At 56.9% G+C, this 17,784-nt stretch carries 13 protein-coding genes and 3 tRNA genes; 12 read left to right on the forward strand and 4 right to left on the reverse strand.

Annotated elements, in window-relative coordinates; genetic code table 11:
* Nucleotides 1-192 precede the first annotated feature (192 nt).
* Nucleotides 193-1,170, forward strand: coding sequence for an elongation factor P--(R)-beta-lysine ligase (epmA, locus tag H0S68_RS01660; RefSeq protein ID WP_020824895.1), 978 nt, complete (start codon nucleotides 193-195; stop codon nucleotides 1,168-1,170).
* Between the two features lie 69 nt (nucleotides 1,171-1,239).
* Here epmA and mscM read toward each other — a convergent pair whose 3' ends face one another.
* The 3 genes from mscM to rsgA form a co-directional block, all read right to left on the reverse strand.
* Nucleotides 1,240-4,587, reverse strand: a complete 3,348-nt coding sequence (gene mscM / locus H0S68_RS01665) for a miniconductance mechanosensitive channel MscM (RefSeq protein WP_048762797.1) — start codon at nucleotides 4,585-4,587, stop codon at nucleotides 1,240-1,242.
* A 13-nt stretch (nucleotides 4,588-4,600) separates the two neighbouring features.
* Nucleotides 4,601-5,497, reverse strand: coding sequence for an archaetidylserine decarboxylase (gene asd, locus H0S68_RS01670; RefSeq protein WP_130016077.1), 897 nt, complete (start codon nucleotides 5,495-5,497; stop codon nucleotides 4,601-4,603).
* Nucleotides 5,498-5,573: 76 nt separating this feature from the next.
* Nucleotides 5,574-6,623 (reverse strand): small ribosomal subunit biogenesis GTPase RsgA, encoded by a 1,050-nt coding sequence (rsgA, locus tag H0S68_RS01675; RefSeq protein ID WP_020824898.1) that lies wholly within the window; start codon nucleotides 6,621-6,623, stop codon nucleotides 5,574-5,576.
* Between the two features lie 183 nt (nucleotides 6,624-6,806).
* Between rsgA and orn the strand changes: the two genes are divergently transcribed.
* The 4 genes from orn to H0S68_RS01695 all read left to right on the forward strand — a co-directional run bounded on the left by orn (nucleotide 6,807) and on the right by H0S68_RS01695 (nucleotide 7,903).
* Nucleotides 6,807-7,352 carry an oligoribonuclease gene (gene orn, locus H0S68_RS01680; protein ID WP_020824899.1) on the forward strand — a complete coding sequence of 182 codons (546 nt, stop codon included), beginning with the start codon at nucleotides 6,807-6,809 and terminating at the stop codon, nucleotides 7,350-7,352.
* A 204-nt stretch (nucleotides 7,353-7,556) separates the two neighbouring features.
* Nucleotides 7,557-7,632 (forward strand) — tRNA-Gly (locus H0S68_RS01685).
* A 64-nt stretch (nucleotides 7,633-7,696) separates the two neighbouring features.
* Nucleotides 7,697-7,772 (forward strand) — tRNA-Gly (locus H0S68_RS01690).
* 55 nt (nucleotides 7,773-7,827) lie between these two features.
* Nucleotides 7,828-7,903, forward strand: a tRNA-Gly gene (locus tag H0S68_RS01695).
* A 299-nt stretch (nucleotides 7,904-8,202) separates the two neighbouring features.
* Here the strand turns inward: H0S68_RS01695 and queG are convergent.
* Nucleotides 8,203-9,342: a tRNA epoxyqueuosine(34) reductase QueG gene (queG, locus tag H0S68_RS01700; RefSeq protein ID WP_149573656.1), complete on the reverse strand. Its 1,140-nt coding sequence runs from the start codon at nucleotides 9,340-9,342 to the stop codon at nucleotides 8,203-8,205.
* On the opposite strand from queG, the gene nnr reads away from it, so the two are divergent.
* From nnr to hflX, 7 genes are all read left to right on the forward strand, one after another.
* Nucleotides 9,341-10,852, forward strand: a complete 1,512-nt coding sequence (gene nnr / locus H0S68_RS01705) for a bifunctional ADP-dependent NAD(P)H-hydrate dehydratase/NAD(P)H-hydrate epimerase (protein ID WP_261104397.1) — start codon at nucleotides 9,341-9,343, stop codon at nucleotides 10,850-10,852. The genes queG and nnr overlap by 2 nt on opposite strands.
* Before the next feature lie 14 nt (nucleotides 10,853-10,866).
* Complete coding sequence (tsaE, locus tag H0S68_RS01710; RefSeq protein ID WP_020824902.1) at nucleotides 10,867-11,337, forward strand: tRNA (adenosine(37)-N6)-threonylcarbamoyltransferase complex ATPase subunit type 1 TsaE; 471 nt, start codon at nucleotides 10,867-10,869, stop codon at nucleotides 11,335-11,337.
* Between the two features lie 7 nt (nucleotides 11,338-11,344).
* A complete protein-coding gene (gene amiB, locus H0S68_RS01715; protein WP_020824903.1) occupies nucleotides 11,345-13,141 on the forward strand; it encodes an N-acetylmuramoyl-L-alanine amidase AmiB in 1,797 nt (598 codons plus the stop codon).
* 26 nt (nucleotides 13,142-13,167) lie between these two features.
* On the forward strand, nucleotides 13,168-15,042 hold the full coding sequence (gene mutL, locus H0S68_RS01720; RefSeq protein WP_410529115.1) for a DNA mismatch repair endonuclease MutL: 1,875 nt from the start codon (nucleotides 13,168-13,170) through the stop codon (nucleotides 15,040-15,042).
* Nucleotides 15,035-15,976, forward strand: coding sequence for a tRNA (adenosine(37)-N6)-dimethylallyltransferase MiaA (gene miaA / locus H0S68_RS01725; RefSeq protein ID WP_020824905.1), 942 nt, complete (start codon nucleotides 15,035-15,037; stop codon nucleotides 15,974-15,976). Before mutL ends, miaA begins: the two co-directional genes overlap by 8 nt.
* A gap of 114 nt (nucleotides 15,977-16,090) precedes the next feature.
* A complete protein-coding gene (hfq, locus tag H0S68_RS01730) occupies nucleotides 16,091-16,399 on the forward strand; it encodes an RNA chaperone Hfq (RefSeq protein ID WP_012004894.1) in 309 nt (102 codons plus the stop codon).
* 95 nt (nucleotides 16,400-16,494) lie between these two features.
* Entirely contained in the window at nucleotides 16,495-17,775 is a 1,281-nt protein-coding gene (hflX, locus tag H0S68_RS01735) for a ribosome rescue GTPase HflX (protein WP_020824906.1), read from the forward strand.
* Nucleotides 17,776-17,784: the final 9 nt, after the last annotated feature.

Here is a 17,784-nt window from a genome sequence, read left to right on the forward strand (position 1 = left end):
TTGCCTTTTAACCGGCGGGCGGAAGGATAATTGCCTGTGGGTTGGATTTAACGTTTATTCAACTTTTATTAACCTTTTTTCCAACTATTTATCAGGTAATGTCGAGGTTAAAGCGGCCGAGCTGTTAAGAATTTGTTTGCATGCCAGGATACGAGTAGACTGCATCCCCTGTTTGATTTCGGAGTAATTACCATGAGCGAAACGGCAAGCTGGCAGCCAAGTGCACCCATCGCCAATTTGTTGAAACGCGCAGCGATCCTGACTGAGATCCGGCGTTTCTTCGCCGATCGTGGCGTGCTGGAAGTTGAGACGCCAACCATGAGCCAGGCGACGGTCACCGATATTCACCTGTTCCCGTTCCAGACGCGTTTTGTCGGGCCCGGTGCGGCGGATGGCATGACGCTGTACATGATGACCAGCCCGGAATACCACATGAAACGTCTGCTGGCGGCGGGCAGCGGGCCGATCTATCAGATGGGGCGCAGTTTCCGCAATGAAGAGGCCGGTCGTCATCACAACCCTGAATTCACCATGCTGGAGTGGTACCGTCCGCACTACGACATGTACCGGCTGATGAACGAGGTGGATGATCTGCTGCAGCAGGTACTGGACTGCGAGAGTGCGGAGACCCTGTCTTATCAGCAGGCTTTCCTGCGCCATCTGGATATCGATCCGCTGTCGGCGGAGAAGGTACAACTGCGTGAAGCGGCGGCCAAACTCGATCTGAGCAACATTGCCGATACCGAAGAGGATCGCGATACGCTGCTGCAATTGTTGTTTACCGTTGGCGTGGAGCCGTACATCGGCCGTGATAAACCGGCGTTCGTTTATCACTTCCCGGCCAGTCAGGCGTCGCTGGCGGAGATCAGCACTGAAGATCACCGCGTGGCGGAGCGTTTCGAAGTCTATTTCAAAGGTATTGAACTGGCGAATGGCTTCCGTGAACTGACCGACAGCCGCGAGCAGCGTCAGCGTTTTGATCAGGACAACCGCAAGCGAGCGGAACGCGGTTTGCCGCAGCACCCGATTGATAACAACCTGCTGGATGCGCTGCAGCACGGTATGCCGGAGTGTTCCGGTGTGGCGCTAGGCGTTGATCGGCTGGTGATGCTGGCGTTGGGCGCTGAAAGCCTGAGTGAAGTGTTGGCCTTCCCGGTCGGGCGCGCATAACCGCTAATTCAGCGCCATTGCGATAAAAAAAGGGTTCGGCCATAGCCGAACCCTTTTTGCATGCGGCGGTTACAAACTGCCCGATTCGCGTTTGGTGTTGGGCGCAGGTGTGGAGGCCGGCGTGCGACCGTTGCTGGTCAGGCGGGACAGCGTCTCGCTGCGAACCTGGAATGGTGGGTACGGCAGCGTAATGCCGTGCTCGCGATAGCCGGACAAGATCAACTGATGGATCTCATGGCGCAACGGCATGCGGTGGCCCATCTCGGCGGCGTAAATACGCAGTTCAAAGATCTGGATACCCTGTTGCAGATCGACCAGATAAACCTCCGGTGCCGGATTATCAAGCACCAGCGAACAGCGTTCGGCGGCATTGGTCAGGATCTTGGTCACTTCTTCGCTGTTGGCTTCTGCCGGTGCCGGTACGGTCAGTACCACACGAGTCAGGTTGTCCGACAGCGACCAGTTAATGAACTGCTCGGTGATAAACGCTTTGTTCGGCACGATGATCTCTTTGCGATCCCAGTCCGAAATGGTGGTGGCGCGGGTGTTGATCTTGGTGACGGTACCGGTCAGGTTGCGGATCGTCACGGTATCACCAATGCGGATCGGTTTTTCAAACAGGATGATCAGGCCGGAGATAAAGTTGGAGAAGATCTCCTGCATACCAAAGCCCAACCCCACGCTGAGCGCGGTCACTACCCACTGCAGTTTCGACCATTCGATACCGATCCAGGAAAAGCTGAGGATGGCGCCGAACAACAACAACAGATACTTGGTAATGGTGGTGATGGCGTAGCCGGTACCCGGCGACAGATCCAGGTGCTGCAGTACCGCCAGCTCCAGCAGGGCCGGCAGGTTACGCACCAACTGCATGGTAACGATCAGCACCAGGATGGCGATCAATACCGCACCCAAGGTGATTGGATGCGCGGTTTCCACGCCATTGACCGTCGACGTCACGTCCCACAGGGAGATGTTTTCCAGGAAGGCGAAGGCCGAGTGAATTTCTGACCACAGCACGATCACCGACACCAGCGCGATCATCGTCAGGATCGAACGAACCAACCGGAGCGACTGGGCGCTGATGGTATCCAGATCGATCTCTGAATCATCCATGTCCATCGATCCTTCGGTGCTATTGGGCGTATGCGGTGTTTCTTCTTCACCGCGCGCACGCTGAGCCAGAATATCGGCCCGGCGTTGCTTGGCGCGGTCAAAGGCGATACGTCGCCGTTGGATCAGCATCCAGCGGCGAATAATGTGGTAAATCACCAGCAGGAAGAACCAGATGGCCACCGACGTTTCCAACCGCGCCAACAGTGCCTGAGAGGTGGTCAGATAGCCGACGGCGGAGGCCAGCGCCGCCAGCAGCGGCGCGGACAGCAATAGCCCCCACAGCGCGGTGTTGACCATGTTGTCGCCGGAGCCTTTTTTATCCAGATACAGCGGGATGCCGGCGCGTTTCAGGCTATTGGTGACGATGGCCAAAGCCAGACACAGCAGGATAAAGCACAGCCGCCCCAGGGTATTGGCAAACTCGCGTTCTTTCAGGCTGTCGAAGGTGATCAACGCCATGATCAGCGGCACTATCAGCCAGATCGACATTTTGTAATAGCGCATGGCGCGTGAAACCTGCTTCACCGGCCAGCGGAAATGCACGATAAACAACCCCTGTGGGTGGGCGAAGGCGGCGCAAATCATACATACCCACAGGATCGGCAGCGTGGCGGTGACACCCTTGCCGATCGCTTCGGCTACCGGGTAGTTCCAGGCGCTTTGCAGGCCAAAACCGAGCGCTGCCCAGAGCACCGGCAGCGGCAGTGCCACCAAAATCGACCAGAATACGGTGCGCAGGGTCAGGAAGAATTCGTCCTGGGTCACTTTGCCAACCCGGCTGCTGGCGCGTGTCAGGAAGGCGTGGTAGTGCTTGCGAGAGCTGATGCTGAAAATAACCAGCAGCAGGGCGCCGAAGATGGGGATCAGCGTTTCGCGGCTGGTCACCATCATCATAAAGGCCCCACCGAGCTGTGACAGCGTATCCAGCGACAGCAGACGTGTCAGATCGTGCGCGACGTTAATCGGATAGGACAGGGTGATAGGATTGACGTCAGGCACCCAGAACAGATAGCGGTGGGTGGCGTCCTTGATTTCGTTTAACGCCTCGATCAACTGGGTGTTGGCCACTTTCAGCTTGGTCAGCTCGAGGATCTGAGTATCGCACCCGGACAGCAGTGAATTCAGCAGTTCCCTCTGAGTGCGTAACTGGGCGTCGACAATGCGTCTTTCCGCGCTGGTCAGTTCACTGCCGTCGTCACGTTTGAATTCGCGCTGTGACAGTTTTTCCAGTTGGCTTTCAAACTGCAGGCGCTGTACGCGCAGTTGGGCCATATCGCCATCGAGCTGCTGCGGCTTGGGCATTTCCGGCAGCGTGGCGACCTGAGCACGCAGGGTTTCTCCCAGCGCCGATGAGGAGCCGAGCCACTGGGCCTGTTCGATAATGGTGCTTAATGCCTGGCGCACCTGCAGCGTTTGCGCGGCGGCCTGACGTTGCTGGGATGAAATCAGATCCATGCGCTGGGCCTGATTGTTCAGCGCCGCAGACAGTTCACGGTTGATTTGCAACTGCTGACTGATACTTTTCGGCAGATCGCCATTTTGCTCGGCCAACTGCTCGGTTTTTTCCAGTGCCAGTTCGGCTTCGCGCTGTCGCTGGGCATTGAGGTTATTGCGCAGCGCCTGCAGTTGAACGTCAATCTTCTCGTGGCGCTTTTTGTAGACTTCGGCGCGCATCCGCGCCAGTTCCTGGCGGTTGTTGGCCGACAGCTGTGCCAGTTCGAGCTCATCGACTTTGGCTTTGCGTGCAGCGGCTTCCGCCTGCAATAACGCCAGCGCAGCCTGAGCATGCGGAGTGGTCGGGTTGGCGGGTTGTGCCTGCAGGCGACGTTGAACCTCGGTCAATGCACGGCGAGCGTCGGTCTGTTGCTGTGGCAATTGGCCGAGGGAATCGCTGATTTCCCGCGTGCGCTCCTGCTCTTGCTGCAGCAAACGCGCCTGTTCCAGCAGCAGGCTGCTGGTTTGCAGGATTTGCTGTTCCAAATCGCTGGCCGGCAGGTTATCGCCGTTCGGCAGGATTTTGCTGTCTTCCAGCGCTAACTGACGACGCAGTTCCTGCGTCATCTTCGGGAAATCGTCGATCACGCGCTGATATTGCTCAACGCGCGTTAGCGACTCTTTACGCTCCGACAGCCAGTTGAGGGCGCTTTGCAACGCCTCAGTGGTTTCCGCCTGATTAGGCGCGCTCTTGTTGCTCTCGGCCTGCTTCAGCTCCTGTTTGAGCTGTGTTTCGGTGGGCACCGTGGCGGCCAGCACCGGTTGAGCCAGTAAGCAACCGAGCAATAACGTGATAATCAGGCGCACAGCGTCAATTCCTTCAGATCTGCGGTGTTTCAACGGCAGCAGACGCGGCCGGGATTTCTGCGAAGGCTTCGCCCATGCGGGTCACGGTGCCGTTGTTCAACTGCGGCGCGAACTGTACGCTGCCTGGGATAAACAGGTTAATGACCGTCGAACCCAGCTTGAAGCGGCCCATTTCTTCGCCTTTCTCCAGCACGATAGCGCCTTCCGCACCTTCTTCAGGATAGGTCCAGCGTTTGATAATGCCTTCGCGTGGCGGGGTTACCGTGCCGGCCCAGACGGTTTCGATGCTGCCGACGATGGTGGCGCCCACCAGGATCTGCACCATTGGCCCGACAGCGGTATCAAACACGCAGATCACACGCTCATTGCGCGCGAACAGGTTTGGCACGTTGGCCGCGGTCAATGGGTTAACGGAGAACAGGTCACCCGGCACATAAATCATTTCGCGCAGCACGCCGTTGCACGGCATATGTACGCGGTGATAATCCCGCGGAGCCAGGTAGGTGGTGGCGAACAGACCGTTACGGAACGGCTCTGCCAGCACATAGTTGCCGGCCAACAGCGCTTCCAGGCTGTAGTTGTGGCCTTTGGCCTGGAAAATTTGGTCGTCGTGGATCTGGCCGAGCTGGCTGATGGCACCGTCTGCGGGCAGGGCCAGCCAGTTGGCGTCGCTGATGATCGGGCGGGCGCCGTCACGCAGCGGGCGTACAAAGAATTCGTTGAAGCTGGCGTAGGCGCTCAGCTCTGGATGTTGCGACTCTTGCATGTTTACGCGGTAATAACGGGCAAAGCCCTTCAGAACCAATTGGGTCAACCAACCGGCCTGCTTGTCCGCACCCCAGCCCGCCAGGCGGGTCAGAGCCAGCTTCGGTAACCAGTACTGCAATTTAATTTTGATGCTATCCAGCACGTTTAACCTCTTGAATCAGGGTAAAGGGCGCGCATTGTAACGCTGGCTCTGCCACCGTCAACGCCGCCCGGCATTATCAGTCTGCGGCATCGGTGAAGTTCTTGCGAACCTTCACTTGCGCCATGCTTTCCAGAATACGGTGATAGTTGTCGAAACGTTCTTTGGCGATATCGCCTTTTTCCATTGCGGCACGGATAGCACAGCCTGGATCGGTATCGTGGCGGCAATCACGGAACTTGCAACCGCCTAAATAGTTACGGAATTCGACAAAACCTTGGGTGATTTGTTCCGGTTCCAGGTGCCACAGGCCAAACTCACGTACGCCTGGGGAGTCGATCACGTCGCCGCCGTGCTGGAAATGATACAGCCGTGCAGCGGTGGTGGTATGTTGCCCGAGCCCAGAGACATCGGAAACCTGATTTACCAGAATTTGCTCTTTGGAAGCTGGCAGCAGAGCGTTAAGCAGGCTGGACTTGCCGACCCCCGACTGCCCGGCGAAAATACTGATGCGGCCGACCAGCGCTTGTTCAAACGCTTCCATGCCTTCGCGCGTCTGGCTGGAGACTTCCAGCACTCGATAACCAATCTTGCGATAGGTATCCATCATGCCGTCGACCCGTTTGCGCGCTTCGGCATCCAACAGATCGATCTTGTTCAGTACGATCAGCGGTTCAACTTCCAGCGTTTCACAGGCCACCAGGTAGCGGTCGATGATGTTCAGCGAAAGCTCGGGTAATATCGCCGAAACGATAACGATTTGGTTGATATTGGCGGCGATAGGTTTCACGCCGTCATAGAAATCTGGGCGTGTCAGCACCGAGGTGCGTTCATGCACGGCCTCGACAATGCCTTTGACCCCTTCATGGGTACCAACGCCAGGGCGCCACACTACGCGATCGCCGGTGACCAGCGAACGCAGCGTACGGCGAATATTGCAGCGGTGTTGGGTGCCGTCCGCTGCCTCAACGTCGGCATGCATCCCGAAACGGCTGATGACGATACCGTCCTGCGGCTCGCCCAGTTGGGAATCATCCAGTTCCGGTTTTTTATCGGTGCGTTTCAGGCGACGTTGATGGTTCGCCTGTACACGGCGTTCTTGACCTTTGGACAGTTTGTTCTTGCTCACTGCGCCTCACTTGAATCCGCTTTATCGCTCATGGCGACCAAAAGGACTATGATACACGCTATTTTATATTAAATAACCGTTGTTAGCCGCCACGCGCAGCGCACCTTGGCCGCTGAACGGCCAGCGCCGGTCGCCGCCTTGCCTACAGTTTGTTTATCTTTTGGCTTTTACGCAGGAAATATCATGACAGGAAACGAAAATAACCTGATTTGGATCGATCTGGAGATGACCGGCTTGGATCCTGAACGCGATCGCATTATCGAGATCGCTACGCTGGTCACCGACGCCAATCTGAACATTCTCGCGGAAGGGCCGGTGATCGCCGTACACCAATCCGATGAACAGCTTGCCCTGATGGATGACTGGAACGTGCGCACCCATACCGGCAGCGGCCTGGTGGAGCGGGTGAAAGCCAGCCAGTTCGACGACCATGCCGCTGAGCTGGCCACCATCGCCTTCCTGCAGCAGTGGGTGCCGGCGGGCAAATCGCCGATCTGCGGCAACAGCGTGGGTCAGGACCGCCGTTTCCTATTCCGCTATATGCCCGAACTGGAAGCCTACTTCCATTACCGTTATCTTGACGTCAGTACGCTGAAAGAACTGGCGCGCCGTTGGAAGCCGGAAATCCTCAGTGGCTTCAAGAAGCAGGGCACCCACCAGGCAATGGACGACATTCGCGAGTCGGTAGGTGAACTGGCCTATTACCGCGAGCATTTCATCCAGTTATAACGAATGCAGGGCCTCTTGATCGGGGCCCTACTGCCGAAAGCAGCCGATTCCGCCGCTTAATTAATCAGTTTGGCGCTTTAATCGGCAATCAAACAAAAATCGCGTTTTTTTGCTTTCAGGGGCTTGCGGCAAAAAGGATTTCTCGTATAATGCGCACCCCGTACCGATGAAGAATTTCGTTTAGTTCCGACATCGATACGCCGGGCGGGAATAGCTCAGTTGGTAGAGCACGACCTTGCCAAGGTCGGGGTCGCGAGTTCGAGTCTCGTTTCCCGCTCCAAATTCAACAATGCTGCTGATGTGGCGTGATGAATAAAAAAAGTATCAGGTAGTACCCATGCGACGCGGGAATAGCTCAGTTGGTAGAGCACGACCTTGCCAAGGTCGGGGTCGCGAGTTCGAGTCTCGTTTCCCGCTCCAAAAAATTCAAAGGCCATGTTGTTGTTTGATGGCCGGATGCCCAAAGCATCTCAATGCGGGAATAGCTCAGTTGGTAGAGCACGACCTTGCCAAGGTCGGGGTCGCGAGTTCGAGTCTCGTTTCCCGCTCCAATTTTCTCTTCGTTTCAAACTCAGTCCAACGCCTTTAGCGGCGCGGTTCTTTGTCTCGTTATACATACCCTGTCGAAATGTTGTGAACAGACTTATCCACAGGTAGCGCTCATAATACCCGCAGCTCAAAAAATCAACGCCACACAAATGAAATATTTATCGCATTGATTTGTATGCATATTTATTTATCCGAAAACGTTATACCGATCACTTGCTCTTTTTGTTGCAGTTGAAAGACAAAGCATTTTTATTTTTATGCACAAATCCACAGAGTGACTATCGGGTCTGAATGAAAGATTTCAGGCATCCCTCGGCAATCCTTTTTCCACAGCCCGTACCAATCGTTTTTTCTGCGTTGTCTGCACTTCTATGCCTTGCGCCTCACGCCGCGCCAACTGTTGCTCCAGTGCCCAGTGGATATGTTCGTCCAGCATTGCGTCCTGTGCCAGCCGGGAGCGCAACGCCACCACTGCCGCATCCTGGTAAGGGGCGTTGCCCAGCGCCACGGCGATATTGCGCAGCCAGCGTAAATGGCCGATACGCCGGATGGCGGAGCCTTCGGTGATGCGCAGGAATTTCTCTTCCGTCCAACCAAAGAGTTCGATCAGTTGCGGTGCATGCAGTGCGGCGCGTGGGCTGAAATCGTCTTCGTCGGTAAGTTGCGAGAAGCGGTTCCACGGGCAGATAAGCTGGCAATCATCACAGCCGTAAATACGATTGCCCAATAACGGCCGGAATTCTTCAGGAATGGCGCCTTCCAACTCAATCGTCAGATAGGAGATGCAGCGGCGCGCATCTACGGTGTAGGGGGCGACGATGGCGCCGGTTGGGCAAGTAGTGATACAGGCGACGCAGCGGCCGCACTGTTCCTCCTGGGGCTTATCCACCGGCAGCGGCAGGTCGATCAGCAGTTCGCCAAGAAAGAACCAGGAGCCGGCTTCGCGGTTTAAAATAAGTGAGTGTTTACCAACCCAGCCAATCCCGGCCTTGGAGGCCAGTGCGCGTTCCATCACCGGCGCGGAGTCGACAAAGGGGCGGAAATTAAGTTCGCCGCAGTAGGCCTGGATCTGATCGCCGAGTTTTTTCAGCCGTTGGCGCAGCAGTTTGTGGTAGTCCCGCCCGAGCGCATAGCGGCTGACATAGCCTAATTCTGGGTTGTTGAGGGTGCTGGCAAAGGCCGCTTTGGCCGGCAGGTAGTTCATGCGCACGCTGATCACGCGCAGCGTGCCGGGCAACAGCTCATGTGGCCGGGCGCGCAGCATGCCATGGCGTGCCATCCACTCCATTTCACCGTGGTATTGTTTGTCCAACCAGGCCTGCAGCTTGGGCTCTTCCGCGCTCAGATCGGTGTCGCAGATGCCTACCTGCTGGAATCCTAGCGATTGCCCCCATTGCTTGATATGTTGGGCGAGTTGATTGAGATCGAGGGGGTGAGTCATGACGGGCCACAGTGAAAAACGATACTCTGACAGTTTACCACACTCTGTCTGGTCTGCGGACTGGATCCGGCGAGCAGAAGCAAGCGCCGCCGCCTCGCAGGGCATTTCTCTCTATCAACTGATGCAACGTGCCGGTGAGGCGGCTTACACGCTGGCGTGCGACCAATATCCTGCCGCCCACCACTGGCTGGTGCTGTGCGGTCATGGCAACAATGGCGGTGACGGCTACGTTGTCGCCCGCTTGGCTGCGGCGGCCGGTGTCAAAGTCAGCCTGATTGCCTGCGAAGGCACACGCCCACTGCCCCCAGAAGCGGCTGCTGCCAGACAGGCATGGTTGGCTAGCGGCGGCGAGATCCATCCGGTCGACAGCCGCTGGCCGGAAGACGTTGATCTGATCATCGACGGCCTGCTCGGTACTGGGTTAAGCAGTGCGCCGCGGGCGCCGTACGATGCCCTGATTGAAGCGGTTAACCGCAGCCGCGCGCCGGTTATCGCACTCGATATTCCCTCGGGCCTGCTGGCTGAAAGCGGTGCCGCGCCTGGAGCCGTCATCCGCGCAACGCATACCATGACTTTCATCGCGCTTAAACCTGGCCTGCTGACCGGCCAGGCTCGTGATTGGGTGGGGCAACTTCACCAGAGTACGCTAGGATTATCGGGGTGGCTGGCAAAGCAACCGACGCAGATTCAGCGGCTTACTGCCGAATCGCTGTCCCAGTGGCTGAAACCGCGTCGTCCCTGCTCACATAAAGGTGAACAGGGGCGTTTGTTAGTGGTGGGGGGCGATCACGGCTTTGGCGGCGCGATACGCATGGCGGCAGAAGCGGCGTTGCGCAGCGGCGCAGGATTGGTGCGAGTACTCACTCACATTGAGCATGTCGGGCCCTTGCTGACCGCCAGACCGGAACTGATGGTGCAACCGCTGAGCGACGAAGGGTTGCAGCAGGCGCTCGACTGGGCGGATGTGCTGGTGATTGGCCCGGGGCTGGGTCAGGGCGAATGGGGTAGGAATGCGCTGAAAATATTGCAAGCCAGTGATAAACCGGCGTTATGGGACGCCGATGCGCTGAACTTACTGGCATTAAATCCCGAGAAGCGTCAGAATCGTGTGATTACCCCGCATCCTGGGGAGGCGGCACGCCTGCTGGGGTGCCGTACCGCCGAGATTGAGAGTGACCGCTTACTTGCAGTTCGTAATCTGGTCACGCATTACGGTGGCGTGGCCGTGCTGAAAGGTGCGGGTACGTTGATCGCCGATGATCAAGGCCAGATGGCGATCGCCGACGTCGGCAACGCCGGCATGGCCTCTGGTGGAATGGGCGATGTGCTGTCCGGTATCATCGGCGGTTTGCTGGGGCAAAAGCTCTCACTGTATGATGCAGCCTGCGCCGGTTGCGTGGCGCATGGCGCAGCTGCCGATCGCGTGGCGGCAAGACAAGGAATAAGGGGGATGCTGGCGAGCGATTTATTGCCGGAAATCCCTTATTACGTTAATCCTGAGTTGGCATAAATAGAAACTATCGAATGAAAGAACTCGTTTTACCTCTGCCGGATGAGGCAGCGACTGTCGCATTGGGTACCGCCTTGGCCAAGGCGTGCGATCGCGCCAGCGTAATTTACCTTTACGGTGACCTGGGCGCCGGTAAAACCACCTTCAGCCGTGGTTTTCTGCAGGCATTGGGCCACCAGGGCAACGTTAAAAGCCCAACTTATACGCTGGTGGAGCCTTATGCGCTGCAGCCGCTGGCGGTATACCATTTTGATCTGTATCGCTTGGCCGATCCGGAAGAACTCGAATTTATGGGCATTCGCGATTATTTTGCGCAGGATGCCATTTGCCTGGTGGAATGGCCACAGCAGGGGACCGGCGTCTTGCCGGAACCTGATTTGGAGCTGCATCTCAGCTACCAGGATCAGGGGCGCGAAGCAAAAATTCAGGCGGTTTCTGCCTACGGCAGCCAGCTTTTAGACCGTATTCACGGGCCACAGGAATGACGCCGCAATGACGTATGCGTTGAGAAAATTACTCGTAATCGCCCTGATCGCCGTATTGGGGCCTTTGGGTGCAGCCAGTGCGTTGGCCGCATCGTCGTTGTCTGATATTAAAGTCACCAATGCCCAGCGCGAAGCCACGGTATCGGTGAGCTTTACCGGTCCGCCGGACTATGCCTTCTTCCCGTTGCACGGCCCGGATCGCGTGGTGTTGGATGTAAACCAGAAAGGCAAGGTGGGCGGTTTACCGTTAAATTTCAGCGGCCAGAACCTGGTGAAAAGCATTCGTTCCAGCGCGCCGAAAGACGCCCAGAGCGTAAGGCTGGTGTTTGATCTGACCCAGCGCGCGAAGACCCGGGTAGCCACACGCCAGAACGGCAGTGTCTATACCGTGGTGTTCACCATCGCCGCCGAGGGCAGCGCAAACACTACAGTACGAAAAGCCCCGACGCCGGCACCGGTGGTCGTGAACCCACCGACGCGTAAAGCCCCGGTGGTGGTGAGTGAGCCTGAACCAGAGCCCGCTCCGGTGCGTAGAGCGCCAAGTGGTTCCAATCCTTTCACCAATAAGCCTACCGTGGTTGCGGGTACCGCATCTGAGGTCACGCCGCGCAGCAGCCGCGTATCCGCCGGTTCCGGCGATCGGGTGGTGGTGGCTATTGATGCCGGTCACGGCGGTCAGGATCCGGGCGCCATTGGCCCGAACGGCCTGAAAGAGAAAAATGTAACTATCGCTATCGCTCGCCGCTTGCAGGCATTGTTGGATGCCGATCCCCAGTTTAAACCGGTGTTGACGCGCAACGGCGACTACTTCATCTCAGTGATGGGGCGCTCTGACGTGGCGCGTAAGCAGGGCGCTAACGTGTTGGTCTCGATTCACGCTGACGCCGCGCCAAACCGCAGCGCCAACGGGGCTTCGGTTTGGGTGCTGTCCAACCGCCGCGCCAACAGTGAGATGGCCGGCTGGCTGGAACAACATGAGAAGCAGTCCGAGTTGCTGGGCGGTGCGGGTGATTTGCTGGCCAACAGCCAGGCGGATCCTTACCTGAGCCAGGCGGTGCTGGATCTGCAGTTTGGTCACTCGCAACGCGTGGGCTACGATGTCGCAGTAAAAGTGCTGCAGCAGTTGCAGAGCGTCGGCTCATTGCATAAACGTCGTCCTGAACACGCCAGCCTTGGCGTGCTGCGTTCGCCGGATATCCCATCCTTGTTGGTGGAAACAGGATTTATCAGTAATAGCACGGAGGAGCGGCTGCTCGGCAGTAGCGCATATCAGGAGAAAATTGCCCGGGCGATCCACAACGGCCTGCGCAGTTATTTCCTGGCGCACCCGCTACAAGCCGACCCAAAGGTGGAAAACCGACCGCTGGACGTCGCAGCGGCGGTTAACTCCTCAACACAAGACGTCAGTCAGCCCGCGCCGATCGTCAGTTCGGCCGGCAGCAGCCGCATTAGCGGTAAAACGCAGATCCACGTGGTGAAGCGAGCCGAAACGCTTTCCGGCATTGCCGACAGCTATGGCACCACCATGGCGGCGTTGCGTGATCTCAACAAGCTGAAAAAAGACGGCGTGTGGGTCGGCCAGCGCCTTAAAGTGCCGGCGGGTAAAACCGCCGCGACGGTCAGTACGGTCGCCAAGGCAAAACCCAGTGTGAAGAAGCCGTCCAGGCACAAAGTGACCCGCGGTGATACCTTATCCTCCATCGCTACCCGTTACGGTGTCAGCGTCAGCGACCTGAAACGCGTGAATAAACTGAAGTCGGACGTCGCGCCGCTGGATCGGACGCTGACCATTCCGCAGGCCTAGCGCCACTATTAGATAGAGGAGTCAGCATGCCCATCCAGGTGTTACCGCCCCAGCTTGCCAACCAGATTGCCGCCGGTGAAGTGGTCGAACGGCCCGCGTCAGTGGTAAAGGAACTGGTGGAAAACAGTCTGGATGCCGGTGCGACACGCATTGATATTGATATCGAACGCGGCGGTGCCAAGCTGATTCGCATCCGCGATAACGGCTGCGGCATCGGTAAAGACGATCTGGCATTGGCATTGGCGCGTCATGCCACCAGTAAAATCAGCACGCTCGACGATTTGGAAGCCATCGTCAGTCTCGGTTTTCGCGGTGAGGCGTTGGCCAGCATCAGCTCGGTTTCCCGTTTGACGCTCACTTCGCGCACCGCGGAACAAAATGAAGCCTGGCAGGCTTACGCCGAAGGCCGCGACCAGGCGGTGACGGTCAAACCAGCGGCGCATCCGATAGGCAGCACGCTGGAAGTGCTGGATTTGTTCTACAACACCCCGGCGCGGCGCAAATTCATGCGCACCGAGAAAACCGAATTCGGCCATATCGATGAAGTAGTGCGGCGCATTGCGCTGGCGCGTTTCGATGTGGCGATCAACCTCAGCCACAACGGCAAACTGATCCGCCAATATCGCGCAGCCAAAGACGAGAGCCACTATGAGCGCCGCCTGGGCAGCATTTGTGGCCCGGCTTTTTTGCAGCATGCGTTGAACATTTCCTGGCAGCATGGCGATCTGACCATTCGCGGCTGGGTGGCTGATCCTGCCGGGGCGCGTCAATTGGGCGAGATGCAGTATTGCTACGTCAATAGCCGCATGATGCGCGATCGTCTGATCAATCATGCCATCCGCCAGGCCTATCAGGATCAGTTGAAAGACGATCAGCAGCCCGCGTACGTACTGTATCTCGAGGTCGATCCGCATCAGGTAGACGTGAATGTGCACCCGGCAAAGCACGAAGTACGTTTTCATCAGGCGCGATTGGTACATGACTTTATTTATCAGGCGGTAACTACCGTGCTGCAGCAGGTCGGCAACGCGCCGCTGCCGTTGGACGATGAGCCGGAACAACCGTCGGCGCCAACCTGGCAGCCGGAAAACCGCGTCGCCGCCGGCGGCAACCATTTCTCGCAGCCGGCGCCGCGCCGTGAACCTCAGCCGAGTGAACCGGGCGTCGCGCGCGAGCGTGCACCTCAACCGGCCTATCAGGCAGGCAACGGCTACCAAAAGCGCGAAGGCGAGCTTTACGGCAAACTGATGCAGGCTGCTCCGGTGGTGGAGCCAGCGCCAGAAACGCCGAAACAACCGCTGTTCCCACCGGTAAAGGCTGAGCGAGAAGTGCCGCTGGACGGCAGCCAGCACAGTTTTGGTCGGGTGCTGATGATCCATCCGCCGTGCTTCGCCCTGATTGAGCGTCGCCAGCAATTGATGTTGCTCAATCTGCCGGTGGCCGAGCGCTGGTTGCGCCAGGCGCAGCTTAATCCGGCTGAAGAAGGCCTGCGGCCGCAGCCGCTGCTGATCCCCATCAAACTGACGCTGAATAAGCAAGAAGCGGCCGCCTGTGTGCGCCATCAGCCGTTACTGGTCAAAATGGGATTGGATTTGCAGGCGGATCATGGGCGTGTGACGTTGCGCGCAGTACCTTTACCATTACGCCAACAAAATTTACAAAAACTGATACCCGAACTGTTAGGCTATATGGCCGAGCATCAGGAGATGTCGCCCCCGGTGTTAGCCACCTGGTTCGCCCGCCACTTGGGCAGCGAACATGAGCAGTGGAACACCTCGCAAGCGATACAATTGCTGACCGACGTTGAACGACTTTGCCCGCAGCTGGTCAAATCACCACCGAGCGGACTTTTACAACCTGTTGATTTACAGGCTGCACTGGCAGCCCTTACGCATGATTGAAACTGAAATGACACCACGTCCCCCTGCTATTTTTATGATGGGGCCGACCGCCTCGGGCAAGACCGCGTTGGCGATCGCGCTGCGTGAACGCCTGCCTGTGGAACTGATCAGCGTGGATTCCGCGCTGATTTATCGCGGCATGGATATCGGCACGGCTAAACCGAGCGCTGAGGAATTGGCGCAGGCACCGCACCGGCTGATTGATATTCGCGATCCTGCCGAAGTTTACTCAGCAGCGGATTTTCGCGCCGATGCACTGAAAGAGATGGCCGCCATTACCGCCGCCGGGCGTATCCCGCTGCTGGTCGGGGGCACCATGCTTTACTTCAAGGCGCTGCTGGAAGGTTTATCGCCGCTGCCGCCTGCCGATCCGGCGGTGCGTGAGCGTATCGAACAGCAGGCTGCGGAGCAGGGTTGGGACGTTTTACACCGTCAGTTGCAAGAGATTGACCCGGTTGCGGCATTGAGAATTCATCCTAATGATCCGCAGAGACTGTCCAGAGCACTGGAAGTTTTTTTTATTTCGGGTAAAACTTTAACGGAACTGACTAAAATTTCGGGTGAATCGTTGCCGTATCATGTTCACCAATTTGCGATAGCGCCGACCAGCCGTGAGTTGATCCATCAACGCATCGCGCTGCGGTACCATCAAATGTTGGCGGCAGGTTTTGAGACGGAAGCGCGTGCACTTTTTGCACGGGGTGATTTGCATACGGATTTGCCTTCCATTCGCTGTGTCGGTTATCGCCAGATGTGGTCATATTTATCTGGCGAAATTAGTTACGATGAGATGGTTTATCGTGGTATTTGCGCAACACGTCAGTTGGCCAAGCGCCAAATGACCTGGTTACGAGGCTGGAACTCGGTACATTGGCTGGACAGCGAGAAGCCGGGAGAGGCTTTGGACTCGGTAATACAGGTTGTTAGTGCATAGGTCGAGTGATTGTGTACAATTGATGAGTATTCAGCGCGCAAATTTTTTAGGTCGTTTATTTTAGAGCCGACAGGTTCTTAGTTAAAAACAACAAGCAAATAAGGAAAAGATAGAATGGCTAAGGGGCAATCTTTGCAAGATCCGTTCCTGAACGCATTGCGTCGTGAACGTGTTCCGGTTTCTATTTATTTGGTGAATGGTATTAAGCTGCAAGGCCAGATTGAGTCTTTTGACCAGTTTGTCATCCTGTTGAAAAACACGGTGAGCCAGATGGTTTATAAGCACGCTATCTCTACCGTTGTCCCGTCACGCCCGGTTTCGCACCATAGCAATACCCCGAGCGGCGGCACCAGTAACTATCACCATGGTAACAATCCGTCTGCGCCGCAACAGCCGCAGCAGGAAAGCGATGACGCTGAATAAAGCGCGTTGCGAGTCAACCATGAAGGGGAGCATAAGCAGCCGTGGGCTGTTTATGTCCCCCAAACTCACGGGTTCCCGTTTGAGAGGTTGCACGCTTGTTTGACCGTTATGAAGCCGGTGAGCAGGCCGTCCTGGTTCATATCTATTTCTCGCAAGACAAAGACACAGAAGATCTCAGTGAGTTCGAATCCCTGGTGTCCTCTGCGGGTGTCGAAGCTTTGCAAGTGGTGACTGGTAGCCGCAAAGCCCCGCATCCCAAATACTTTGTCGGTGAAGGAAAGGCCGAAGAAATTGCAGACGCGGTAAAAGCCAGTGGCGCATCTGTTGTCCTGTTTGATCACTCCCTTTCTGCAGCGCAGGAGAGAAATCTTGAACGCCTGTGCGAATGCCGAGTGATCGATCGCACCGGGTTGATTCTAGACATCTTTGCCCAGCGTGCCCGTACACATGAAGGTAAGCTGCAGGTAGAGTTGGCGCAGTTGCGTCATATTGCCACGCGTTTGGTGCGTGGCTGGACCCACCTTGAGCGTCAAAAAGGGGGGATAGGCCTGCGCGGGCCAGGGGAAACCCAATTAGAGACCGACCGTCGTCTGTTGCGCGATCGCATTAGCTTGATTCTACGCCGCCTGGAGCGGGTAGCTAAGCAGCGTGAACAGGGCCGACGTGCGCGTACCCGTGCTGAAGTGCCGACCGTATCGCTGGTAGGGTATACCAACGCCGGAAAATCCACCCTGTTTAACCGAATTACGTCCGCCGATGTCTATGCGGCAGACCAGCTATTTGCCACTTTGGATCCTACCCTGCGGCGCATTGACGTGGCTGATGTGGGCGATACCGTGTTGGCGGATACCGTAGGCTTTATCCGGCACCTGCCGCACGATCTGGTGGCCGCCTTCAAGGCGACGCTGCAAGAAACGCGTCAGGCATCTTTGCTGTTACATGTAATCGACGCCGCGGATACTCGCGTCGATGAAAACATTGAAGCGGTCAATACCGTGCTGGCAGAGATTGAATCGGATGAGATCCCTACACTTTTAGTGATGAACAAAATAGATATGCTGGATGATTTTGTCCCGCGTATCGACCGCAACGATGAAAACTTACCGATCCGGGTGTGGCTGTCCGCCGCCAGCGGTGAAGGTATCCCGTTGCTGTATCAGGCGTTGACGGAGCGCTTATCGGGGGAAATCGCGCATTATGAGCTGCGCTTACCGCCAGAGGCAGGCCGTCTTCGTAGCCGTTTTTACCAGCTTCAGGCAATTGAAAAAGAGTGGAACGAAGAAGACGGCAGCATTGGCGTGGTGGTACGTATGCCTATCGTCGAATGGCGTCGCCTCTGCAAACAGGAACAGGAACTGATTAACTTTATAGTATGATCATATCCT

Source organism: Serratia sp. AXJ-M, assembly GCF_046531865.1.
GTDB classification, from domain to species: Bacteria; Pseudomonadota; Gammaproteobacteria; order Enterobacterales; family Enterobacteriaceae; genus Serratia; species Serratia liquefaciens.